Origin of the sequence: Nocardia brasiliensis IFM 10847, assembly GCF_000710915.1 — a bacterium.
GTDB lineage: Bacteria > Actinomycetota > Actinomycetes > Mycobacteriales > Mycobacteriaceae > Nocardia > Nocardia brasiliensis_A.
Genome location: NZ_BAUA01000037.1, coordinates 1 through 21646 on the forward strand (window position 1 = coordinate 1; position 21646 = coordinate 21646).

The 21646-nt window shown below is 67.1% G+C and carries 22 protein-coding genes and 2 pseudogenes; 15 read left to right on the top strand and 9 right to left on the bottom strand.

What is annotated here, in order from left to right; genetic code table 11:
• From NBRGI_RS48030 to NBRGI_RS07300, 3 genes and pseudogenes are all read left to right on the top strand, one after another.
• Positions 1 to 1931, top strand: a pseudogene (locus NBRGI_RS48030) (hypothetical protein); the annotation flags it as partial.
• A complete protein-coding gene (locus NBRGI_RS07295; protein ID WP_029893811.1) occupies positions 1928 to 2737 on the top strand; it encodes an ESX secretion-associated protein EspG in 810 nt (269 codons plus the stop codon). The pseudogene NBRGI_RS48030 and the gene NBRGI_RS07295, both read left to right, overlap by 4 nt.
• A 28-nt stretch (positions 2738 to 2765) precedes the next feature.
• Complete coding sequence (locus NBRGI_RS07300; protein ID WP_029893813.1) at positions 2766 to 3071, top strand: hypothetical protein; 306 nt, start codon at positions 2766 to 2768, stop codon at positions 3069 to 3071.
• Positions 3072 to 3167: 96 nt separating this feature from the next.
• Here the strand turns inward: NBRGI_RS07300 and NBRGI_RS07305 are convergent, their stop codons facing one another.
• On the bottom strand, positions 3168 to 4889 hold the full coding sequence (locus NBRGI_RS07305; RefSeq protein WP_029893815.1) for an FAD-dependent oxidoreductase: 1722 nt from the start codon (positions 4887 to 4889) through the stop codon (positions 3168 to 3170).
• A 164-nt stretch (positions 4890 to 5053) separates the two neighbouring features.
• Here NBRGI_RS07305 and NBRGI_RS07310 point away from each other — a divergent pair, with 164 nt between their 5' ends.
• On the top strand, positions 5054 to 5752 hold the full coding sequence (locus NBRGI_RS07310) for a TetR/AcrR family transcriptional regulator (RefSeq protein WP_029893817.1): 699 nt from the start codon (positions 5054 to 5056) through the stop codon (positions 5750 to 5752).
• A 7-nt stretch (positions 5753 to 5759) separates the two neighbouring features.
• On the opposite strand, the gene NBRGI_RS43520 is transcribed toward NBRGI_RS07310, so the two are convergent.
• From NBRGI_RS43520 to NBRGI_RS07330, 4 genes are all read right to left on the bottom strand, one after another.
• A complete protein-coding gene (locus NBRGI_RS43520; protein WP_036557824.1) occupies positions 5760 to 5960 on the bottom strand; it encodes a hypothetical protein in 201 nt (66 codons plus the stop codon).
• The gene (locus NBRGI_RS07320; RefSeq protein WP_162836660.1) at positions 5957 to 7297 is read right to left on the bottom strand and encodes a family 1 glycosylhydrolase; all 1341 of its coding nucleotides are present in this window, start codon (positions 7295 to 7297) and stop codon (positions 5957 to 5959) included. The genes NBRGI_RS43520 and NBRGI_RS07320 overlap by 4 nt, the downstream gene beginning before the upstream one ends.
• Positions 7298 to 7667: 370 nt before the next feature.
• Positions 7668 to 8606, bottom strand: coding sequence for a TIGR03621 family F420-dependent LLM class oxidoreductase (locus NBRGI_RS07325; RefSeq protein ID WP_029893821.1), 939 nt, complete (start codon positions 8604 to 8606; stop codon positions 7668 to 7670).
• Positions 8607 to 8692: 86 nt separating this feature from the next.
• Complete coding sequence (locus NBRGI_RS07330) at positions 8693 to 11008, bottom strand: MMPL family transporter (protein ID WP_029893823.1); 2316 nt, start codon at positions 11006 to 11008, stop codon at positions 8693 to 8695.
• Positions 11009 to 11223: 215 nt separating this feature from the next.
• On the opposite strand from NBRGI_RS07330, the gene NBRGI_RS43525 reads away from it, so the two are divergent.
• The 4 genes from NBRGI_RS43525 to NBRGI_RS07350 all read left to right on the top strand — a co-directional run bounded on the left by NBRGI_RS43525 (position 11224) and on the right by NBRGI_RS07350 (position 15051).
• Positions 11224 to 11406: a hypothetical protein gene (locus NBRGI_RS43525; protein WP_200882137.1), complete on the top strand. Its 183-nt coding sequence runs from the start codon at positions 11224 to 11226 to the stop codon at positions 11404 to 11406.
• A gap of 95 nt (positions 11407 to 11501) precedes the next feature.
• Positions 11502 to 11978 carry a nitroreductase family deazaflavin-dependent oxidoreductase gene (locus NBRGI_RS07340; protein WP_029893827.1) on the top strand — a complete coding sequence of 159 codons (477 nt, stop codon included), beginning with the start codon at positions 11502 to 11504 and terminating at the stop codon, positions 11976 to 11978.
• A gap of 75 nt (positions 11979 to 12053) precedes the next feature.
• A complete protein-coding gene (locus NBRGI_RS07345) occupies positions 12054 to 14333 on the top strand; it encodes a molybdopterin guanine dinucleotide-containing S/N-oxide reductase (protein WP_051727556.1) in 2280 nt (759 codons plus the stop codon).
• Positions 14334 to 14502: 169 nt separating this feature from the next.
• Positions 14503 to 15051 carry a hypothetical protein gene (locus tag NBRGI_RS07350; RefSeq protein WP_029893831.1) on the top strand — a complete coding sequence of 183 codons (549 nt, stop codon included), beginning with the start codon at positions 14503 to 14505 and terminating at the stop codon, positions 15049 to 15051.
• On the opposite strand, the gene NBRGI_RS07355 is transcribed toward NBRGI_RS07350, so the two are convergent.
• The 3 genes and pseudogenes from NBRGI_RS07355 to NBRGI_RS07360 all read right to left on the bottom strand — a co-directional run bounded on the left by NBRGI_RS07355 (position 15039) and on the right by NBRGI_RS07360 (position 16506).
• The gene (locus NBRGI_RS07355) at positions 15039 to 15728 is read right to left on the bottom strand and encodes a TetR/AcrR family transcriptional regulator (protein ID WP_029893834.1); all 690 of its coding nucleotides are present in this window, start codon (positions 15726 to 15728) and stop codon (positions 15039 to 15041) included. The genes NBRGI_RS07350 and NBRGI_RS07355 overlap by 13 nt on opposite strands.
• Positions 15729 to 15831: 103 nt before the next feature.
• Positions 15832 to 16023 (bottom strand): annotated as a pseudogene (locus NBRGI_RS46205) (CGNR zinc finger domain-containing protein); the annotation flags it as partial.
• Positions 16024 to 16146: 123 nt separating this feature from the next.
• Entirely contained in the window at positions 16147 to 16506 is a 360-nt protein-coding gene (locus NBRGI_RS07360; RefSeq protein WP_029893836.1) for an Rv2640c family ArsR-like transcriptional regulator, read from the bottom strand.
• Positions 16507 to 16605: 99 nt separating this feature from the next.
• On the opposite strand from NBRGI_RS07360, the gene NBRGI_RS07365 reads away from it, so the two are divergent.
• The 7 genes from NBRGI_RS07365 (at position 16606) to NBRGI_RS07395 (ending at position 21385) form a co-directional block, all read left to right on the top strand.
• Positions 16606 to 17127 (top strand): ArsI/CadI family heavy metal resistance metalloenzyme, encoded by a 522-nt coding sequence (locus NBRGI_RS07365; protein ID WP_029893838.1) that lies wholly within the window; start codon positions 16606 to 16608, stop codon positions 17125 to 17127.
• 71 nt (positions 17128 to 17198) lie between these two features.
• The gene (locus NBRGI_RS07370) at positions 17199 to 17573 is read left to right on the top strand and encodes an ArsR/SmtB family transcription factor (RefSeq protein WP_036557828.1); all 375 of its coding nucleotides are present in this window, start codon (positions 17199 to 17201) and stop codon (positions 17571 to 17573) included.
• The gene (gene arsB, locus NBRGI_RS07375) at positions 17570 to 18670 is read left to right on the top strand and encodes an ACR3 family arsenite efflux transporter (protein WP_029893842.1); all 1101 of its coding nucleotides are present in this window, start codon (positions 17570 to 17572) and stop codon (positions 18668 to 18670) included. Before NBRGI_RS07370 ends, arsB begins: the two co-directional genes overlap by 4 nt.
• Positions 18667 to 19128 carry an arsenate-mycothiol transferase ArsC gene (locus NBRGI_RS07380; protein ID WP_051727554.1) on the top strand — a complete coding sequence of 154 codons (462 nt, stop codon included), beginning with the start codon at positions 18667 to 18669 and terminating at the stop codon, positions 19126 to 19128. The genes arsB and NBRGI_RS07380 overlap by 4 nt, the downstream gene beginning before the upstream one ends.
• Before the next feature lie 290 nt (positions 19129 to 19418).
• Entirely contained in the window at positions 19419 to 19799 is a 381-nt protein-coding gene (locus NBRGI_RS07385) for a VOC family protein (RefSeq protein ID WP_029893846.1), read from the top strand.
• A gap of 48 nt (positions 19800 to 19847) precedes the next feature.
• Positions 19848 to 20498: a transcriptional repressor LexA gene (gene lexA / locus NBRGI_RS07390; protein ID WP_029893848.1), complete on the top strand. Its 651-nt coding sequence runs from the start codon at positions 19848 to 19850 to the stop codon at positions 20496 to 20498.
• Between the two features lie 23 nt (positions 20499 to 20521).
• A complete protein-coding gene (locus NBRGI_RS07395; protein ID WP_036557832.1) occupies positions 20522 to 21385 on the top strand; it encodes an NAD-dependent protein deacetylase in 864 nt (287 codons plus the stop codon).
• Positions 21386 to 21388: 3 nt separating this feature from the next.
• Here NBRGI_RS07395 and NBRGI_RS07400 read toward each other — a convergent pair.
• Positions 21389 to 21646, bottom strand: a 258-nt coding sequence (locus NBRGI_RS07400; RefSeq protein WP_235210877.1) for an ArsR/SmtB family transcription factor, incomplete at its 5' end; no start/stop codon positions are given.

Consider the following 21646-nt stretch of genomic DNA (forward strand, 5'->3'; position numbering starts at 1 on the left):
CGGCATACAACGCAGGCTTCCGGTATAGCTGGCTGGCCGAAAAGCTGGGTGGTGACCTGGAGGAGCTGAACGGCTATCTGAAGCAGGTCAAGGCTGAGATGTGGACCGGTGACGGTGCCGACCTCGCCATGAAGGCGGTGACGCGGTTCACCGAAGGCTCGAAGGCTCTCGTCGACACGATGACGAATCTGAGCACGAACCTGGTGTATTGCTCGAAGTGGATATACGCCATGTACAACGACACCCCGGGGCAGAAGTGGGAGTACACCAACCCGGAATGTAAGCGCGACGGCTGGCTCTCCGGATACCGTGCCACCTACGCCGCCGTCTATCGGCCGGGCATCGAAGGTGCGGTGAAAGCCATGCCGCCGGTGGTCGGAGTCGGCACAGTGAAACAGCCGCCGCCGGAAGAGAAGAAGCCTGAAGAGAAGAAGAACGAGGGCGGCGGCAACGGGAACAACAACGGCGGCAACAACAACGGGAACGGCAACAACAACGGCAGCGGGAACAACAACGGCAACATCGATAAGAACAGTCCCGAGTACAAGGCCGGCTACCAGGACGGCTACAAGCAGGGGCAGGAAGATGCCAAAGCCAAGGCCAACGGTAACGGCGGTAGCGGCAACAACGGTGGCAGTGGAAACAGTGGTGGTAGCGGCAACACTGGCGGCAGCGGCGGCCCCGGCAACATCGACAAGAACAGCCCCAACTACAAGGGTGGCTTCGAAGATGGCCGCAAGCAGGGACTAGGCGACAGCCAGGGCCAGAACGGCGGCGGCTCGAGCAGCGGCGGTTCGGGTAGTCCTGGCGGCCCGGAGAACAAGAAGGTCAACCCCGCCGGGTACGGCGGCGGCGATGGCAGCAAGGACAGCTCGGGCAACAATTCCGGTGGTGGCAGCGGCAACTCGGGCCAGAGTGGCAGCAGCGGGCCCGGACCCACGAACCACAACATCCCGAATATCCCGGAGCCGCAGCAGAAGATCCCGGAACAACGAAAGCCCGAATATCCTCCGACGAAGCAGCCGAACGGTGGCCAGCCGCCCAAGGGCTCGCCTCAAGACCTGCTGAACAAGCTGCTCCGTGGCGAGAATCCGCTGAAGGATCTGAGCCCGGAGGCGTTGCAGAAGATCGGCGCGGGGCTGCTCGGTGGTCTGAGTCCGGACTTGCTGAAGCAGATGACGCCGGAAGGCTTGCAGAAGCTGGGCTCCGATCTGTTGAAGGGAATGAGTCCGGAAGACCTGAAGCGGTTCGGGGCCGACATTATGAACGGCCTCAGCCCGGAGGGCTTGAAGAACCTGAACCCGGAGACTCTGAAGAACCTGGACCCGGAAACGTTGCGAAACCTGAGTCCGGAAACGTTGCGCGACCTCGGCCGGGTGCTGCCGCAGACCCCGGGCGGCGCGGACCTGATCAAGGCGCTCGCCGACGGATTGAGCGGGATCACGAAGACGATCGGCGACGTCGTGAAGACCGGTACCGAGATGATCGCGGGCTTGGCGTCCAACGGCATGCTCGGCATCCCTGGCCTCGGCGAACTGCAGCCGATGAATATGGCGTCCTACAGCGACGCGGTCCCGAGCGATCTGTCGACGTTGCTGAAAAACGGTGCCGGCCTCGCCGGCGGTGGCGGCCCGGGGCCCGGCCCCGGTGGCGACATCAATACCCCGCTCAACGCGCACACGCAGGCCAACCCGGCCGAGTCGTCGAAGTTGTTCCCGCGGGCGGCGATCAATCCCGGAGTGAACATGTCGCAGTCCGCGCCCGGACCCGGGGCCGCGGGCATGCCCATGGGTCCTGGCCCCGGGCCCATGGGCGGTGCACAGGGTGCGGGTGGCGAGTACAAGCGGGGCAAGTTCCTCGACTCGGTGAACAACATGGATGATGCCCTCGGGCCGGACATCGCACGGTCGAAGCCGGTGATCGAGCCGTGACGCAGCAGTGGAAGTTCACCGCGCTCGAGTTTCTGGTGCTGTGCGACCAGTATCGCGGTGGGTCGATGCCTCGGCCGCTGCTTTTCCAGAGCGACGAGACCATGATGACCGACGAGTTGGAGCGCCGTAAACGAGTGGTGGGGCAAGATCTGCAGCGCCGGTTGGATGGCTCGTTCAACGGCGTGCTCCAGGTGCTGACCCAGCCCGAACTGTATGTGCTGGCGCGTAGCTGGGACGAGCACGACGCCAACGACTCGAGCAAGAGGCTCCGTGTGCATGCCGGACGGGCAGGTCTGCACGGGTTCGTGTTCGAACAGGCACTGGGCGATCTCACCTACGACTCGCCGATGGTCGTGGTCACCGAATGTGATCCGCAAGCGTTGGGCGTCGCGGTGGTGCGTTCGCTGCCGAACGTGGAAGCCGGTCGGCTGCCGGACATTCCGATCGTCACCGACCCGCAGGAGCACATCGCTCCGAGCTGGGGGCGCAGCTTCGTCCAGGACGACATCGAGGATCGGCCGGTGTATCGCACCCAGCGGTTCTTCGAACAGCGGGCCGACCTGACCGGTGCGATCACAGTGGCGCAGGGCCGTTCGAAGTACGGTCCGCGCGGTATTCACGAGACGACGTTGATGTGGCGCGACGTGGCCGGCGACGGGCGCTACGTGATGTCGCTGGACGAGAACCCGGTCGCGCACGCCATCAGCCGACGGCAACTGGCGTGGCGAATCCAGCAGGACATCGACAACCTGATGGAACGCGTCGAATCACATTGGGAAACAGGGCGTCCCGAGGACCGGTACTGAGTTCGGATCAGCAAGGCAGGAGACCATCATGGCCGAGAATCGCAGAATCCGCGTGGACACCGCGCAGTTACGCCAGGCCGCAACCAAAATGGATGGGGTCGGCGGCAAGACCGGCGATATCATCGCCACCCTGCGGAACAACCTGAACGCCCAAGGCGAACCGTGGGGCAGCGACGACTACGGCGACAAATTCGTCAAGGGCGACAAGGGTTACGGCACATCCTCGAAGAACCTGCTGACCGGTGGCGACAACATGGCCGACTCCGCGAAGAAGTTCAGTAAGGGCATGCGCGACGCCGCGACCAAGATGGACGATATGGACGGCGGGAAGTGATCGCGCCTCGGCTCGCGCACGAGCACCGACGGGCCACGCTGTCCGGATGCAGATCCACGGTGTGATCAGGCATCCGGACAGCGCGTCGGGGGGACCTCAGCCCGCGGCCGGTGTCTCCCTGATCTGCACGATCGGAAGTACCAGTGCGGCAGGGGCGTTCGCGGGCACGACCGGCTTGGCGGGGGCGACCGGCGGGATCTGCTGGTAGCCGGCGCCGAGCGGCGGCCTGGTGTCGACCTCGCCCTTGTTCGGCCAGTAGGCGGCGGCGCGTTCGGCCTGGGCGGTGATGGTGAGCGACGGATTGACGCCGAGGTTCGCCGACACCGCCGCGCCGTCGACGACGCTCAGCGTCGGGTAGCCGTAGACGCGGTGGTAGCCGTCGATCACGCCGTGCTCGGCGTCGGCGCCGATCACCGCGCCGCCCAGGAAGTGTGCGGTGAGCGGGATATTGAAGATCTCGCCCCAGCTGCCGCCCGCGATGCCGCCGATCTTCTCGGCCACTCGCCGGGTCACGTTGTTGCCCATCGGAATCCAGGTCGGGTTCGGTTCGCCGTGGCCCTGCTTGCTGGTCATCTTGCGGCCGAACAACCCGCGCTTGGTGTAGGTCGTGATCGAATTGTCCAAGTGCTGCATGACGAGTGAGATGATGGTCCGCTCGCTCCAGTTCTTGGTGCTCAGGAAGCTCAGCAGGTTCATCGGATGCCGCAGCACCAGGCCCAGGAAGCGCAGCCAGCGTGGAATCCGGCCGCCGCCGTCGACCATCAGCGTTTGCAGCAGGCCCATGGCGTTGGAGCCCTTGCCGTAGCGGACCGGCTCGATATGGGTGTCCGGCGTGGGATGGATGGACGAGGTGATCGCCACGCCCTTGGTGAAATCGACACCGGGGGTGACCTTCTTGGTCGCGGCGCCGACGATGGATTCGGAGTTGGTGCGCGTCAGCTGGCCCAGGCGCGGCGACAGGTCGGTGAGCGCGCCTTTGTCCTGCATCTCGAACAGCAGCTTCTGCGTGCCTCGGGTGCCCGCCGCGAGCACCACGTTGGCGGCGGTGTAGGTCTTGGGCTGCTTACGCAACCAGGCGCCGGTGCGGGCGGTGGAGACGTCCCAGGTGCCGTCCGGATGGGGCCGCAGGTCGGTCACCGTGGTCATCGGAATGACCTGTGCGCCTGCCTTTTCCGCGAGGTAGAGGTAGTTCTTCACGAGGGTGTTCTTCGCGCCGTACTTGCAGCCCACCATGCAGTCGCCGCATTCGATGCAGCCGGTGCGCTCCGGGCCGACGCCGCCGAAATACGGGTCGGCGACGGTCTTTCCGGGCTCCCCGAAGAACACGCCGACCGGCGTCTGCACGAAGGTGTCGCCGACCCCGAGGTCCTCGGCGACCTGTTTGAACACCTCGTCGGCCGGTGTCATGTGCGGGTTGCGCACCACGCCGAGCATCTTCTGCGCTTGTTCGTAGTACGGCGCGAGCTCGGCCTGCCAGTCGGTGATGTCGCGCCACTGCGCGTCCTGGAAGAACGGCGCCGGCGGCACGTAGAGCGTGTTGGCGTAGTTCAGCGAGCCGCCGCCGACGCCCGCGCCGCCGAGGATCAGGACATCGCGCAGCAGATGGATGCGCTGGATGCCGTAGCAGCCGAGTTTGGGCGCCCAGAGGAACTTCTTCAGCTCCCAGCTGGTCTTGGGCAGTTCGTCGTCGGCGAACCGCTGGCCCGCCTCGAGTACGCCGACCTTGTAGCCCTTCTCGACCAGCCGCAGCGCGGTGACGCTGCCACCGAAGCCGGAGCCGACGATGAGGACGTCGAAATCCGTCGTCCGCTGGTCCATGGTGAACTCCTCGATAGTGTCGCCAGTGACTCGGCTAACACTACTACCGAGTAGCTTGTGCGCCGAACCAGGGCGGGTCCGGCTGATTCGTCTCCGCGCCCGGTGCTTTCCAGAGCGGCGCTCGCTGTTGTTGACAGTGCTCTCTGAATATTGCACGGTGGGGTATGCCGACGACCCCGCGTGCGCGTGCCAGAGCGCAGACCATGAACGACATAGTCCGCATCGGCCGCGAGCATCTCGCCTCCGAAGGCGCCGCGGCCTTGTCGCTGCGGGCCGTCGCGCGTGATCTGGGCGTGGTGTCCTCGGCGGTCTACCGCTACGTGCGCAGCCGCGACGAGCTGCTCACGCTGCTGGTGATCGACGGCTACAACGCGCTCGGCGACGCCGTGGACGCCGACCTGGCGGCGGCGCCCGACGACCCGATCGAACAGATCCGCACCCTGTGCCACTCGGTGCGCCGCTGGGCGCAGGCCGAACCCGCCCGCTACGGGCTGCTTTTCGGCACGCCGGTGCCCGGCTACGACGCGCCCGCCGAGCAGACGATGACGCCCGGCACCCGGGTGATCACCACCTTGCAGGGTCTGTTCGCCCGCGCCTACCTGGCCGGACAGCTCACCGCTCCGCAGCCCGAGCCTGCCGTATCTGCGACGCTCGCAGCCGATTTCGACCGAATCCGCGATGAATTCGAACTGCCCCTACCGGATTGGCTGTTCGCCCGCGGCATCACCTTCTGGGCAAGCCTCTTCGGTGCCGTGAGCGCCGACGTCTTCGACATGTACGGCACGGACACCTTCACCGACCGCACCGACCTGTTCGACCAGCAGGTGGACGCGCTGCTCGACATGCTCGGCCACCGGCGCTGAACACGCCTCAGTCCGCGCTGCTCCAACGATCGCCGAGGAAGCGCAGCAGGGCGGGATCGGTGGAGGTGATGCGATCCACCTCTTGGCCACCGGTGCACTCGAACAGACCGATGGTCACCCGAGTGGTGGTGCGCGCGAGCACCCGCCAGATCGCGCCGGAATCTTCCCAGCGGCGCAACATCGAAGTGGGATCCGGAGTTTCGGTCACCGGGGGAGCGTGACCGGGTCGGTGCAGCTGGCCAGGGCGTCGACGAACGAGCAGGGCTTGGGCGCTCGGGTGGGCCGGTAGTTCGGTGGCACGCCGCCCGCGCCGGTGATGGCGGTATAGGCGGCGACCGCGTCGGTCGGTTTGCGTGTGAGCGTGGGATCGGTGCGGACATCGACCGTGTAGAGGCCGAATCGCGGTGTGTAGGAGCCCCATTCGTAATTGTCGGTGAGGCTCCAATAGTTGTAGCCGATGAGGTTCATGCCGTCGGCTTTCGCGCGTTGCAGCCAGTAGACGGTGTCGCGGAGATTGTCGGCCCGGGTGTACCCGTCGGCGCGCGGAGCGCCGTTCTCCGTCGGCATGCCGTTCTCGACGATGTAGAGCGGCTTTCCCGGAAACTGCCGGGCGTAGTGCTGCAGGGCGTAGTAGATGCCCTCCGGCTGCAGCGGCTGCGTCCAGAGTCGCTCGAAGTCGGGCGGGCCCGCCAGCAGCGTTTCCGGGGACAGGCCGTAGTAGTAGTCGATGCCGATGTAGTCCAGGCGTGCGCCGATGCGGTCGATGAGCGGCTTGTTGATCAGGTCCTCGCCGGTGGGGATGTACGCGACGTTGCTGGTGACCAGCGCGCCCGGCTGCACCTGATGGATGTAGTCATAGATGCCGTTGTGCGCCTGCGCGATTCGATCGTGCATCGCGGGTACGTCGAGCGGCGACAGGCCGCCTTTGCGCAGCTCGTTGACGATGTAGAAGGTCGGCTCGTTGAAGGTGACCCACAGCGGGTCGCGCGCCGCGTAGCGATCGACCAGGGCGCGTGCACTGGTGAGCCAGTCCTCGACGATGCCCGCATTGCGCCAGCCGCCGCGATCGACCGCCCACCCCGGATACACCCAGTGATCGATCGTCAGCATCGGCCGCATACCGGCCTGGACGATGGCGGCCACGACCTCGTCGTAGAAGCGCAGACCCGCGGGATCCCAAGTGCCGGGCCGTGGTTGCACGCGCGCCCACTCGAGGCCGATCCGATACACCTTGACGCCGAGCTGAGCCGCCAACGCGATATCCGACCGATACCGGGTGTAGAAGTCGATCGAATCACCGTACGGGTCAGCGGTTTTGCCCTCCGCGACGTAGCGGGACCAATTGCTGTCGGGTGCATGGCCCTCCGCCTGATAGCCGGATGCGGCGACGCCCCACAGGAATTCGGCGCCCAGCGGAGCGATTCGTGCGGGTGGTTCCGGCCGTGCGCCTGCCGTGGCCGTGCCCGCGACGAGCAGGGCGACGGCGGCAACGATCAGGCCGGCCGAGAAGCGACGCGGTGCTCGCCGCAGAAGCTGTGCTCGCATCAGAACTCCTGTTCAACGCGATAGTGGCGCTGGGAACCTTGGGGGACAGCGTAACTGGTCGAATGTCCGTTTCGTGGTGATCGCCGTCGTAAGCGGTGGTGGGGGAGTGCGGGCAGCGGTCGGGCCTATCGGCGGACTAGGGGAGGAAGGTTGTTCCTCGGGCGGAAGACGCGTGCTGGGGCGGCGATCCTTCGAATGAACGAGTGAGTGAGCACCTCTGGTTATCGACCGGAAAAAAACATCTACTTACGTAGATATGCGCATCCAAACATATAAAGCCACTCGTTCAACCAACACCACACACCACCTACCAGCGCACCGCACCTCCCACACAACCTCACCAGCACAGAAGGGGAGGTGCGGCCGCCTGCTAACTCTCCGTCGCGGCGAGCGCCTCCAAGAGCTGTGCGCCGGCCGCCAGTGTGGGCGCTCGCATCACGAATCGATCGAAGCCCCAACGCTGTTGGTGGCCGCGAAGCTCGGTGACCAACTCGTCGGCGGTGCCGATCAGCACGTACGGGGCGCTGAGCAATTCGGCGGCAGTGGTGGTCGGTATCTCGGCGGCCAATCGCGCGCAGGCAGCCTCGGCGTCGTCGGTGATCTCGACGTGTTGCACGAGGGCTTCGAGGGCGGGTGTGCGCCCGTTCGCGGTCGCCGTCGCATGTACCTTCGCGACCTGGGCGTCGATCTCGGCTCGGCTCCAGCGGGTTTCGTGCCGGTGTCCGTCGGGTAGGGTGCGGCCGAGCCCGGAGAAGCCGACGATATCGGCGGTTTCGGCGGCGTAACGCAGGACGCGGTCGCCGTTGCCGCCGACGAGGACCGGGATCGGCGTCTGGATCGGACGCGGCCGGTCGAGCACGGCGTCCTGGAGCCGAACATGGTCGCCGGCGAAGGTGACGGTTTCACCGGAGAGCAGCTGTCGGGTCGTGTCGCCGACCTCGATCATCCGCGCGACTCGCGCTGCGGCGGAGGGGTGTTCGCGGCCCTGCATGGTCCATTCGGCCGGGGTGTGCCCGGCACCGATCCCGAACAGCGCGCGCCCACCGGAGACGAGGTCGAGCGTGGCGACCTCGCCGGCGAGCAGGAATGGCTCCCACATGCCCGCATTGACGACGTTGGTGCCGAGTTTGATCGTTTCGGTGGCGGTCGCGGCGGCGGCGAGTGCGACGAACGGTGCGGCGAACGCGCCGGGATGGTCCGGGACCATCAACGCGTCGAAACCGTCGGCTTCGCAGCGGCGGGCGAAGTCCGGCAGTGAGCCGATGCTGATCACGTCGGCGGCCATGGAGAACTTGATCGGTGTGGGCATACTCGGCCTCCCTTTCGAAGGGTGCCCACGCTAGCTCGTCGCGCGCTCGAATCGAACGACGTTCTGCTGACAGCAGATTCGGCTGGTCAGCGCCGGACCTGGTCGGCATCGACGACGGGGAGGCGGACCGTGACCGGGTCGGTCACCGGTGTGGTCTCGACCAGGTCGGCCATGTCGCGGGTGGCGGGATGTTCGTCGTCGAGGACGGGTTCGCTGAGGCCGACGCGTTGCTGCAGGCGTTTCATCCAGGCCGGTGCCCACCAGCAGTCGTCGCCGAGCAGTTTCATGACCGCGGGCACGAGCAGCATGCGCAGGATAGTGGCGTCGATGAAGAGCGCGGCGATCATGCCGTAGGCGATGTACTGCATCATCACCAGGTCGGAGAAGGCGAACGCGCCCGTGACGACGAGCAGGATGAGCGCGGCGGCGGTGATGATGCCGCCGGTGTGCGCGGTGCCGATCCGGATGGCCTCGGTGGTCGTGGCGCCTTTCGCGCGCGCTTCGACCATGCGGGACAACAGGAATACCTCGTAGTCGGTGGAGAGCCCGTAGATGATCGCGATGATCAGGATCAGCACGTTGGCTTGAATCGGTTGCGGGGTGAAGTTGAGCAGCCGCGCGCCGTGGCCGTCGATGAAGATGAGGGTGAGGATGCCGAGGGTGGAGCCGAGGCCGAGCACGCTCATGAGTGCGGCTTTGATAGGCAATACCAGGGAGCCGAAGGTCAGGAACATGAGCAGGGTGGTGAGCAACAGCACCACGACGACCATGAACGGGATGCGGCCGAGCATGCCGTCGATGGTGTCTTTCTTGATCGCGGGCTGGCCGCCGACGAGCACGGTGATGTCGTCGGGTACGTCCATCGAGCGCAGGTAGTCGATGGTGGCGTTGGCGGCCTCGGTGTCGGTGGAGTCGGCGAGGGTCGCTTCGCTGCGGTAGACGCCGGGCTGGGTGGTCGAGGCTTTCGGTGTGGCGAATTGGCCTGGTACGCCTGGCCTTTGCTCGGCGAGGCCGGGGGCCTGGCTCGCCTGTTTGATCACCGCGCCGATGGCGTTGCGGTGTGCCTGACGGTTTTCGTCGGTCTCCTCGGTGACGAAGACGAGTTGTACGGGGTCGGATTTGCGCAGCGGGAAGGTGGTGTCGAATTCTTGCTGGGCGATGCGGGTGGTGTGGTCGGGCGGTAAGTAGGTTTCGCTGAAGGTGCCGAAGGCGATGTTCTTGACCGGGATGATCAGGATGAGCAGGCCGATGCTGATCGGGATGGCGATCTTGGTCGGGTGCTGCATGACCCAGCGGGTGCTGCGGCCCCAGAGTCCGTTCTCGACTTCGTCGGCGGTTTTGCTGCGGCTGAAGCGTTTGACGCCCAGCAGGTCCACGCGCGGGCCGAGAATGCTGAGGATCGCGGGCAGGATGGTGATCGCGGAGAGTGCGGCGAGGGAGACCGTCGCGATGGAGCCGTAGGCGAGCGAGCGCAGGAAGCCCTGCGGGAAGAAGAGCATGCCGCCGAGGCTGGTGACGATCATGGTGGCGGAGAAGACGACGGTGCGGCCGGCGGTCATGACGGTGCGGCGGACGGCGGTGGGGGTGTCGTAGCCTTCGGCGATCTCTTCGCGGAAGCGGCTGACGATGAACAGGCCGTAGTCGATGGCCAGGCCGAGGCCGATCATCGTGACGACGCTGGAGACGAACGAGTTGACCTGGGTGAATTCGGTGATGAAGCGGACGATGCCGTTGGCGCTGATGATGGTGAGGCCGCCCAGCACCAGCGGCAGCGCGGCGGCGACGAGGCCGCCGAAGACGAAGAAGAGCAGGATGGCGACGGCGGGCAGGGCCAGCAGTTCCATGCGGTGCAGGTCGTCGGCGAGGGTGTCGGTGAGTGCGCCCGCGACCGGTTGCAGGCCGGCGACCTGGACGTCGACGCCGGGGATGGAGAAGGCGTCTTTGACGGCGCGGAAGTTGTTGACGATGTCGGTGTCGTTATCGCCTTTGATGGCGATGGAGGCGAAGGCGCGGTTCTTTTCGGGCTTGCCGAAGAAGCTCGGCTGGGCCGGGGCGTTCTCGGTTTGCCAGTAGGCGCCGTTGACCCGGTCGATCTGCGGGTGTTCGCGGGGGAGCCGGTTGAGGTTGTCGACGATCTTGGTGCTGAAGTCCGGGTCATCGAGAGGCACGCCGGGTGGCGCGGTATAGAGCACGATGACGTCTGCGGAGTGGTCGCGGCCGAATGCCGCGTCGGCGGTACGTGCGGCGTGCGCGGATTCCGAGGTCGGGTCGTCGAAGCCGCTGGCGCCGAGATGATTGCCGAGGTCGTAGCCGTATCCACCGAGGGCGAGCATGCCCGCGCCGACGACGGCGATGACGATGAACCGGAATCGATGGACGAGGTCCCCCCAGCGTGCGAACATCAGCAGCCCCTCCGGCGGTGCCGGCCGGACGGGTGGGTGGTGTGCGGCCGCGAGGCACCGATCGTCAAGTGTCTGGGTCCTTTCCGGTGGGTCGCGCCCGATGTGCGCGCTGTCCAAAGTACCGGCGGTGCAGGACTGCTCGCCGGAAAGTGATTGCCAGGTAATAGCTCAGGTCGTCGCGGTCGTCGCGAACGCGGTCATCTACGGCGATCTGGTTGCTCATCTACGTGCGAATCGCCAAGCCGGTCGACACGGTGCAGACCGCGGCCGCGCAGGCGGGTGTCACTCCACCGAATGCGCTTGCGCTGCAAGACAAGTGGGACAGCGTCAGCCATGCGCGGGTCGCGCTGCAAACCGTCGCGCGCGGCGGCCTGACCGCCGCCATCGCTCTTATCTGACCATGTGCTTCGGCCCGCACGGGTGCGGATGTGAGATCGCCCTCGTCCCGGCCTGCCGTGGCCGGTGCCGGACGACGACGTGTCAGGATTCGAGGATGGTGTCGAATCCGTTGCCGTCGTTCGCTCGACAGCTGGCTCGCCAGCGCTGGGCGATGCGGGGTGCGCCGGTCGTGCTGCCGGTGGAACGGACGATTCGGCGCTGGACCGGCGGACGCAAGGGCGTGCTGGATCTGGCCGGGTTGCCATCGATCGAGATCACCGTTGCGGGTCGCAAGACCGGCACCCCGCGCACGACGTCGCTGTTGTATGTGCCGCGGGGCGAGGACTTCCTGGTCATCGGTTCGAATTGGGGCAGTGCGAAACATCCGGCCTGGTCGGCGAACTTGCGGGCCGCGACGACGGCCACGGTCCGCCACGGCGGCGAGCAGTTCGAGGTGACGGTCACCGAGCTGACCGGCGTCGAGCGCAAATCCGCGTGGGATCTGGCGGTGGAGTTCTGGCCCGGATACGAGATGGAGTACGAGCTGTCGGGTGGCCGGCAGTTCCGGATGTTCTTGTTGCGCCGGCGCTGATTCGCCTCGGAGGCCCGTGCCGGCCGGGGGATTCGGCGGCGCCCGTTTGTCGGCGGGCCCGGTTACGGTGAGTTGGTGACCACGCATCTGACGCATTGGGGAGCCTTCGAGGCGGACAGCGACGGCGAGCGGCTGACGGCGGTGCGGCCGTGGCGCGAGGATCCGGAGCCGATGTCGTTGATCGACAATGTGGCTTCCGCGCAGCATCATCCGACGCGGATCGATCAACCGTATGTGCGGCAGGGGTGGCTCGAGCGCGGGCCGGGCGCGCCGGGGCGGGGCGCTGAGCCGTTCGTGCCGGTGTCCTGGGAGACCGCGCTCGAGCTGTTGTCCGGCGAATTGCGCCGGGTGTATCGCGAGCACGGGGCGGAGTCGGTGTACGGCGGGTCCTACGGGTGGGCGAGCGCGGGACGGTTCCATCATGCGCAGAGTCAGGTGCACCGGTTCCTCAACTGCCTCGGCGGGTACGTATATCACGTCAACAGCTACAGCCTGGGTGTATCGCAGGTGCTGCTGCCGTACGTGATCGGCGATCTCGGTTGGGTGATGCAGCAGGCGACCTCGAAATCGGTGCTGGCCGAACACGCGGAGCTGGTGGTGGCGTTCGGCGGGCTGTCGCCGAAGAACGCCGCGGTCTCGCCGGGCGGGGTGTCTCGGCACAATACGAAGGGGTGGATCGCGGCCGCGCGGAGGCGGGGCTGCCGCTTCGTGTCGGTCTCGCCGTTGCGTGACGATATTCCGGCCGAGGCGCAGGCGGAGTGGATCGCGGCCCGGCCCGGTAGCGACGCGGCGCTGATGTTGGCGCTGGCGCAGGTGCTGGACGCGGACGGGTCGGCGGATCGAGGCTTCCTGGACGAGTACACCGTGGGCTACGACCGCTTCATCGGCTATGTGCGCGGGGACGCGGACGGGATCGTGAAGTCGCCGGAGTGGGCCGCGCCGATCACGGGGTTGGCGGCCGAGCGGATCCGGTCGCTGGCGCGGGAGATGGCGGCGGCGCGGACCCTGGTGACGGTCAGCTGGTCGCTGCAGCGGGCGCAGTACGGTGAACAGCCGCTGTGGCTGGGTGTGGTGCTGGCGGCGATGCTCGGCCAAATCGGCTTGCCCGGTGGTGGTTTCGGGCACGGATACGGTTCGGCGGCGAGTCTGGGGGAGCCGGCGCGGGCGTTCTCCCCGCCGCGGTTGCCGCAGGGACTCAACCCGGTGACGACGTTCATCCCGGTCGCCAGGATCGCCGACATGCTGCTCGAGCCCGGTCGGCCGTTCGATTACAACGGTCAGCGTCTGGTGTATCCCGATATCCGGCTGGTGTACTGGTGCGGCGGGAATCCCTTTCACCACCACCAGGATCTGGCTCGGTTGCGCGAGGCGTTCACCCGGCCGGAGACGGTGGTGGTGCACGACCCGTTCTGGTCGGCGACCGCCCGGCACGCCGATATCGTGTTGCCCTCGACAATGTCGATCGAGCGCGACGATTACGGCGCGGGCGAGAACGACCGGGTGTTCTTCGCGATGAAGGCGCTCACCCGGCCGCACGGTCAGGCGCGCGACGACTACGCCGTTTTCGTCGACCTGGCCGAGCGGCTCGGGGTCGGCAAGGAGTTCGGTGAAGGTCGCACGGTCGAAGAGTGGCTGCGGCACCTGTACGAGCAGTGGCGGCTGCGGTTCGCCGAGCACGCGCTGCCCGATTTCGACACCTTTTGGGCGAGTGGGCATGTGGAGTTGCCGATCCCGGACCCGGATCAGGTGCTCGGTGCGCAGTTCCGGGCCGATCCGCAGCGGTTCCCGTTGGGCACGCCCACCGGCAAGATCGAGATCTGGTCGGAGACCATCGCCGGTTTCGGCTATGCCGACTGCCCCGGGCATCCGGTGTGGCTCGAACCCGAGGAATGGTTGGGGGCGCCGGACGCCGCGGAGTTCCCGTTGCAGTTGGTCGCGAATCAGCCCCGGTCGAAGCTGCACAGCCAACTCGACGTCGGTGAGTTCAGTCAGTCCACGAAAGTCGCTGGGCGCGAACCGGTTCGGTTGCATCCCGAGGATGCGGCGGCGCGTGGCTTGCGCTCGGGCGACGTGGTGCGCCTCGTCAGTCGGCGCGGCAGCTGCCTGGCCGGGCTCGTCGTCGACGACGCGGTCCGCCCCGGTGTCGCGCAGCTGTCGACCGGCGCCTGGTACGACCCCGACCCGGCCGATCCGACATTCTGCCGGCACGGCAACCCCAACGCTTTGACGCCGGACCGGCCCTCGTCGAGCCTGTCCCAGGGCTGCACGGGTCAGTTGTCTCTGGTGGAGGTCGAACGCTACGAAGGCGAGCTCCCGCCGCTGACCGTCACGCAGGCACCGCCCATCGTTCGGTAAGGGGCGCATCAGGTTTCGCGCGGAGGTGCGTCCGAGCGTCCGTTCCGGGTGCGGAGCAAGGTGGTTGGCTTTGGCGATCTCCGGTTTCGGGCGAGCGTTTGTTTTGAACAAAGATAAATTACCAGCTAGGCTAGTTTTTATCTTTGTTCAACCCGTATGAGGAGATGCCGTGCCGATCCCCGTAGCTCTCGCCGGCCTGTTGCAGTTGCTGTTGGCTGGGATGTTCGTGGTCATGCTTGTCGCCTACCGGACCGCTGGGCCTCGCGCGCAGCGGGTCGTGGACGCCGAGGCCGCGCGACACGGTGTGGACTCGCGGGTGCTCGGCGAGCATGGGGTCCGGTTGGAAGAAGGCCGGTGGGGGTTCGTCGTGGGCTATGCGATCGCCGCGGTGCTCACCGTGCTGGCTGCACTCAACCTGGCCGGTAGCGAGATCGGTCGGGTAGCGACCTGGGTGGTGCAGCCGCTGGTGCTCCTCGGCGTCGGTTACGTGACTACCATCCAGGTGTTCGCCATTCCGATGACCGTGTCCGCGTTCGCCGAACTCGACGATCCGCGAGTGCGAGGCCTCGATATCCGTGCCGTGCTGCGAGCTGCGGCCGACGCATTGCCGTCCTGGTATCGACCGGCGACGGTGCTGCGGTGGCTGCTCGCGACCGTGGGTTCACTGGTCGTGATCGGCGCGCTCACGCTGCCTGCCGCTGCCGGCTATTTCTCCTGAGCGGCGGCCAGCCGGCATTGCAGTCCATCGAGCACGGCGCGCAGCCCGAACTCGAAACCGGTAGTGCCGGGCAGGGTTTCGACCGCGTCCGATACCGGTGAGTCGAGACGGGCCCGTAGTCGAGGGAACTGTGCAGCGGCCTCGGTGACGTAGGCGAGCGCATCGGGTCGGCGCGCACCCGCGTCGCCACCGTCGCGCTTCAGTCGTGCCTCCCACGCCCGCTCAGCGGCCGAGCCCTGCGCTGCGCCGATCACGAACATCAACAGGGTCGCTGCGGCGCGGTCCGCGTCGGCGCCGGCGAAACCCGCGCCCTCGAATATTTCCAGACCACATTCGTCGAAACGCGCTTTGCCCGGCCCGTAGATCACGTGGGTGCTCATGGCCGCCAGCAGCCAGAAATGGCGGCCGATCATCTCGTGCACCTCGCGCGCCAAAGCTGCTGCCGCCGAACGCCAATCGGTGGTCGCGGGATCCGGCAACTCGATCTCGTGCCACACCAGGTCGGCGGTGAGTGTGACCAGTTCGTCCTTGTTCTTGATGTAGTAGTACATGGCCGTCGATGCCACGCCCAGCTGGGCGCCGAGCCGTCGCACGTTCAGCCCGGCCACTCCCTCGGCATCGAGCACCTCCACTGCAGCCTGCAGGACCTGCTCCTTGGTCAATGTCGCTCGCGGCACACCGTCACCGTACCCAGAGCCGCCGTCGGATCGGGGCACCGATCAGACCGCGGGCCGATGCGACGCACTCACCACGAGAACTTCGTTGGCTTTTCGGCGGTTACTACCGCAACCCCCGCTGCGGCGATTTGTGTTCGTTGGCGTGGAAACGCGCTTTCTTCTCGCGGTTTCCGCAGGTGTTCATATCGCACCATCTGCGGGTGCGACTGCGGCTGGTGTCGAAGAAGGCGGCGCGGCAGGTCGGTGACGCGCACAGGGCCAGCCTGCCGTCGCGGGTCCCGGCAATGATGCTGATCGGGCGGCCATTTCCCCCTGCCTGGAGGTCCCCGACTTCTTCGTCAAGGACCTACAGCAAGGCTTGGCGGCAGTACTGGCCGCCACCAGCTGACGACGCAGAAGCACGGATCCGGGTTCAGGTTCAGGTGCAGCAGTTGGGATCGAGCACCAGGCACAGCGCGGCGAGCGCGTCGCGGCGGGCCCGGTGGGCCACGGTCATGCCGTGGCGTTCGGATTCGACCAACCCTGCCTTGCGTAGCTGCGAAAGGTGATGGCTGACGGTGGATTCCGACAACCCGACCGCGGCCGCGAGATCGCCGCCGTTCTCCTGTCCGGCCGGGCTGGTCAGCAGCAGGGACATCAGTTTCACGCGGACCGGGTCGGCGATCGCCTTCAATCGCAGCGCCACCTCCAGGGCGGCGGCGTCGCCCACCGGGCCTGCGGCCACGGGCGGGCAGCAGACCGGGGCGGACATGTCGATCACGGGCAACGCTTTGGGCATGACTACGACACTACCCGGCGTATTGACTTATGTCGAAAAGGTGGCACACTCGGCACCGTCAGCTTTTCGACATATGTCTCACAACTTGGAGGTTGTGTCATGTCCCGTGTTCAGCTTGCCCTCAACGTCGACGACCTCGAGGCGGCCGTCACCTTCTATTCGACCCTGTTCGGCACGGAGCCCGCCAAGCGCAAGCCGGGCTATGCGAACTTCGCGGTCGCCGAGCCGCCGCTGAAGCTGGTACTGATCGAGAACCCCGGCCACGGCGGCAGTCTCAACCATCTCGGCGTGGAGGTGCAGACCTCTGAGCAGGTGCACGCCGAGATCGCCCGCCTGTCCGACGCGGGTCTGTTCACCGAGGAACAGATCGCGACCACCTGTTGCTTCGCCACCCAGGACAAGGTGTGGGTCACCGGCCCGAACGCCGAGCGCTGGGAGGTGTACACGGTGCTGGCCGATAGCGAAACCTTCGGCACCGCACCAGAACTCGCCTCCGGTGTGGATGCGGAGACGGTGGCGGTGTGCTGCGGTACCGCCGAGGACGCCGCCGCCGAGGGTGCGTGCTGCGGCGCCGACGCCAAGCAGAGAGCCGTCGCGTCAGGCGCGAGTTGCTGCGGCTGACGTCCGGGAGTGGGCAGCGTTGACCAGTTGTTCACTTGCCTTTCGGGTTCGACATCGGTCAATATCGACGCATGTCTAAGTCGGAGTTGTCGTTGCGGGTGACCTCACCGGAGTGTGAGGTCACCCCCCAGGCTCGGCCGCCGCTGACCGCCGCGGCCGCGGCCGAGCTGGCGGGGATGTTCAAGGCGCTCGCCGATCCGGTGCGGTTACGGGTGCTCTCGGCGGTCGCCGCCCGCGCCGGGGGTGAGGCATGCGTGTGCGAGGTCTCCGAGGGCATCGACGTCACCCAGCCGACCATCTCCCACCACCTGAAGGTGCTACGCGAGGCGGGCCTGCTGACCAGTGAACGCCGCGCGTCCTGGGTGTACTACCGGGTCGTTCCGCAAGCACTGCACCAACTTTCGGAGCTCCTGGCGGCCGAGGCCGGGTCGGCGGTGACCGCGTGACCGCCACCGCCGAGCCCCCGGCCGTCGTCGGCAAGCTCGCCATCTCGGCTCGGTTCCTGCCGGTGTGGATCGGCGCGGCCATGGCCGCCGGGCTACTGCTGGGCCGGATCATCCCGGGCTTCGGCGACGTGCTCAGTGCGGTCGAGATCGATGGAATCTCCCTGCCGATCGCGCTCGGCCTGTTGATCATGATGTATCCGGTACTGGCGAAAGTGCGCTACGACCGCCTCGATTCGGTTACCGGCGACCGGCGGCTGCTGGCCGGGTCGCTGGTGGCGAACTGGGTGCTCGGTCCGGCGCTGATGTTCGCCCTGGCCTGGCTGCTGCTGCCGGACCTGCCCGAATACCGCACCGGGCTGATCATCGTCGGACTCGCCCGCTGCATCGCGATGGTCATCATCTGGAACGACCTCGCGTGCGGGGACCGCGAGGCCGCCGCCGTGCTGGTCGCGCTGAACTCGGCGTTCCAGGTGCTGATGTTCGCGGTGCTGGGCTGGTTCTACCTGTCGGTGCTGCCCGGCTGGCTGGGCCTCGAGCAGACCGAGATCCACACCTCGCCGTGGCAGATCGCGAAGTCGGTGCTCATCTTCCTCGGCCTTCCGCTGCTCGCGGGCTACCTGACCCGCCGCCTCGGCGAGCGTGCGAAAGGCCGCGCCTGGTACGAGTCGACGTTGCTGCCCCGGTTGGATCCGTGGGCGCTGTACGGGCTGTTGTTCACGATCGTGGTCCTGTTCGCCCTGCAAGGCCGCCAGATCACCGCACAGCCCCTGGATGTGGTGCGCATCGCGGTGCCGCTGCTGGCCTACTTCGCGATCATGTGGGGCGGCGGCTACCTGCTGGGCGCCGTGCTGGGGCTCGGCTATGCCCGTACGACGACGCTGGCGTTCACCGCCGCGGGCAACAACTTCGAACTCGCCATCGCCGTCGCGATCGCCACCTATGGCGCCACCTCCGGCCAGGCCCTCGCGGGCGTCGTCGGCCCGCTGATCGAGGTCCCCGTTCTCGTCGGTCTGGTCTACGTCTCCCTGGCGTTGCGTAAACGTTTCCACCCCACCGCTTCCCAGCTGGCCGTGACCGAATCGGGGGTCCGGTCATGACCGCGGCACCGGCGGTGATGTTCGTGTGCGTGCGCAACAGCGGCAAATCCCAGATGGCCGCGGCCCTCATGCGCGCGGTTGCCGGGAACCGCGTGGCGGTTCATTCCGCCGGTACCGATCCCGGCCAGGAGTTGAACGCGTTGTCGGTGCAGGCACTGGGCGAGGTCGGGGTCGAGGTCGGCGACGAGCACCCCAAACCCGTCGACCCGGCACTGCTGGCGCGGATGGACGTGGTGGTGGTCCTGGGCCGTGAAGCCCGCCTCGGCCCGGTTGACGGTGCGCGAATCCGATACTGGGACACAGACGAGCCCTCCGAACGCGGTATCGGCGGCATGGAGCGGATGCGGCTGGTCCGTGACGACATCGCCGCCCGCATCCAGCCGTTGTTCACCGAACTCGCCCGCCGCCCGCCCGCCGCGGGTGGCACTGCGTCGACCACATCGGAACACACACCATGAGCGACAGCCCTCGGCTGCGCCGTCGCCCCGCGACGACACTTCGCCGAGGAGGATTCGCGCGCTGCCGGTTTGGGCGGGGCAGGTTGAGCAGACCCCGAGCGCGGCGATCTCGAACTCATGGAGTGCAGCGGATGCCGTATTGCGCTCGGTGCACTGGCCGTGCAGCGGCGGTGCGGACGTCGACCGTGAACGGCGGCAACGTGCTTCGCCGGCAGCGTCGCCGCCGGTCGCGCACCGGGTGAAGATTATTGGGCTGCAATGGCACTCGGTGCACCGTTAGTCTCGCGCGCATGATCCTGCGGCATGTGAGCATCGACTGCGCCGACCCGTACCAGCTCGCCACGTTCTGGGCGGCCGCCACCGGTTGGCCGGTCTCCGACGCGGACCAGGCGGGCGACGAGGAAGTTCTGCTCGAAGCACCCGCTCCGGTACCGGGATTGCTGTTCATTCAGGTGCCGGAGGGCAAGAAGGTGAAGAACCGCGTCCACTTCGATTGGATGCCGTCCGAGCGCACCCGCGACGAGGAAGTGGACCGGCTGCTCGCCCTCGGCGCCACGCTGTACGAGGATCACCGCACGCCGGAGGGTTCGGGCTGGGTCACGCTGCTCGACCCCGAGGGCAACGAATTCTGCGTCGAGCGAAGCACATCCGAACGCGGCGACACTCCCTGAATCGGCCTGTGCGGCGGACGGATCGGCGGCGACCTCTAGGATTCCCGCGTGACCTACGACGACCTCGAGCATCTCGACACGTCCCGGCTGCCGGAGCGGCAGCAGCGGATCCTCGCCACGATCCGGGATTGGGTGGTGCGCCACGGGTACGCGCCGAACTCCCGGCAGCTCGGTGACGCGGTGGGGCTGCGGTCTTCGTCGTCGGTGTCGAAACATCTGAACAGCCTCGAGGAGCAAGGGTTCCTGCGGCGCAGCGAGACGATGTCGCGCCCGATCGATGTGCGGATGTTCCTGCAGGCGAGCGCGCCGCGGGAAACGAACGAGGACTCGGTGGCGGTGCCGGTGGTCGGCGATATCGCGGCGGGCACGCCGATCCTGGCGGAGGAGCATTCCGACGACATGGTGACCATGTCGCGTCAGCTCGTCGGCCGCGGCACCGTGTTCGGGCTGCGGGTGCGCGGCGATTCGATGATCGATGCGGCGATCTGCGACGGCGACATCGTCGTGGTGCGCAAACAGAACGAGGCGCATTCGGGGGAGATCGTCGCCGCGATGATCGAGGGCGAAGCCACGGTGAAGGTGTACCGGCGGCGCAACGGGCACGTCTACCTCGAGCCGCGTAACCCCGCCTACCAGGTCATCGACGGTGACGAGGCGGTCGTGCTGGGCAAGGTGGTCTCGGTGATGCGGCGGGTCTGAGTACCCGACGTACCCTGAACTGCATGCCCGACAGCACGTCACTTCGCGCGGACGTCGCACGGCCGGCCGAGGTGCTGGCCGGGCGGCGCATCGCCGTGCTCACCGGGGCCGGGGTGTCCACCGACAGCGGCATCCCCGACTATCGCGGTCCGGCCTCGCCGCCGCGCAACCCGATGACCTACCAGCAGTTCGTCGGCGATCCGGTGTTCCGGCAGCGGTATTGGGCGCGCAATCACGTCGGTTGGCGGCGGATGGACGCGTCGCGGCCCAACCCCGGGCACCGTGCGCTGGCCGAGTTGGAGCGCATGGGCGTGGCGACGGGGTTGATCACCCAGAACGTCGATCTGCTGCACACCAAGGCGGGCCATCGCCGGGTCATCGACCTGCACGGCACCTACGCGCAGGTCCGGTGCCTCGGTTGCGGGGCCAGGATCTCGCGGATGGCGTTGGCCGAGCAGCTGGAGGCGGCCAATCCCGGGTTCGCCGACGGTGTCACGACCGACGGGGTCGAGGTCGCGCCGGACGCGGACGCGGTGGTCGCCGATACCGCGGGCTTCCGGATGGTCGATTGCGCGCGCTGTGGCGGCATGCTGAAACCCGACATCGTGTACTTCGGCGAGAACGTCCCGAAGGACCGTGTGGCTGCCGCGTTCGACCTCGTCGACGCCGCGGACGCGCTGCTGGTCGCGGGCTCGTCGCTGACCGTCATGTCGGGACTGCGATTCGTGCGGCACGCGGCCAGGCACGGCAAACCCGTGGTGATCATCAACCGGGGCGTCACCCGTGGTGACGAACTGGCGACCTGCACCCTCGACGCGGGGTGCTCCGAAGCGCTTCCCGCGCTCGCGCAAATCCTCGGTGGGGTAAGGGTTTTCGCTGGAACGTAGCGTTCAGCGGTCGGCGAGTACGGTCAAGCTGCGCACCAGATCCGCCGCCGCCGCCGAGGCGAGCCGGTAGCGCACCACCCGACCTTCGCGTTCGGCGGTGACCAGTCCTGCGGTGCGCAGCACGGCCAGGTGATTCGACATATTGGGTTGGGTGGCCCCGGTGTGCTCGACCAACTCGCCCACGGACGCGTCGCCGCGGGCCAGGTGTTGCAGAACCGCAAGGCGCACACGGCAACTCAGTGCGCGACCGAGCGCGAACAG

What these genes read in the sequence shown, in the direction of transcription:
- NBRGI_RS07300 (WP_029893813.1), top strand. Translation starts at nt 2,766, where the DNA reads ATGGCCGAGAATCGCAGAATCCGCGTGGACACCGCGCAGTTACGCCAG.
- NBRGI_RS07305 (WP_029893815.1), bottom strand. Translation starts at nt 4,889, where the DNA reads ATGGACCAGCGGACGACGGATTTCGACGTCCTCATCGTCGGCTCCGGC.
- NBRGI_RS07310 (WP_029893817.1), top strand. Translation starts at nt 5,054, where the DNA reads ATGCCGACGACCCCGCGTGCGCGTGCCAGAGCGCAGACCATGAACGAC.
- NBRGI_RS07320 (WP_162836660.1), bottom strand. Translation starts at nt 7,297, where the DNA reads ATGCGAGCACAGCTTCTGCGGCGAGCACCGCGTCGCTTCTCGGCCGGC.
- NBRGI_RS07325 (WP_029893821.1), bottom strand. Translation starts at nt 8,606, where the DNA reads ATGCCCACACCGATCAAGTTCTCCATGGCCGCCGACGTGATCAGCATC.
- NBRGI_RS07330 (WP_029893823.1), bottom strand. Translation starts at nt 11,008, where the DNA reads ATGTTCGCACGCTGGGGGGACCTCGTCCATCGATTCCGGTTCATCGTC.
- NBRGI_RS07340 (WP_029893827.1), top strand. Translation starts at nt 11,502, where the DNA reads ATGGTGTCGAATCCGTTGCCGTCGTTCGCTCGACAGCTGGCTCGCCAG.
- NBRGI_RS07360 (WP_029893836.1), bottom strand. Translation starts at nt 16,506, where the DNA reads ATGCCCAAAGCGTTGCCCGTGATCGACATGTCCGCCCCGGTCTGCTGC.
- NBRGI_RS07365 (WP_029893838.1), top strand. Translation starts at nt 16,606, where the DNA reads ATGTCCCGTGTTCAGCTTGCCCTCAACGTCGACGACCTCGAGGCGGCC.
- NBRGI_RS07370 (WP_036557828.1), top strand. Translation starts at nt 17,199, where the DNA reads ATGTCTAAGTCGGAGTTGTCGTTGCGGGTGACCTCACCGGAGTGTGAG.
- NBRGI_RS07380 (WP_051727554.1), top strand. Translation starts at nt 18,667, where the DNA reads ATGACCGCGGCACCGGCGGTGATGTTCGTGTGCGTGCGCAACAGCGGC.
- NBRGI_RS07385 (WP_029893846.1), top strand. Translation starts at nt 19,419, where the DNA reads ATGATCCTGCGGCATGTGAGCATCGACTGCGCCGACCCGTACCAGCTC.
- NBRGI_RS07395 (WP_036557832.1), top strand. Translation starts at nt 20,522, where the DNA reads ATGCCCGACAGCACGTCACTTCGCGCGGACGTCGCACGGCCGGCCGAG.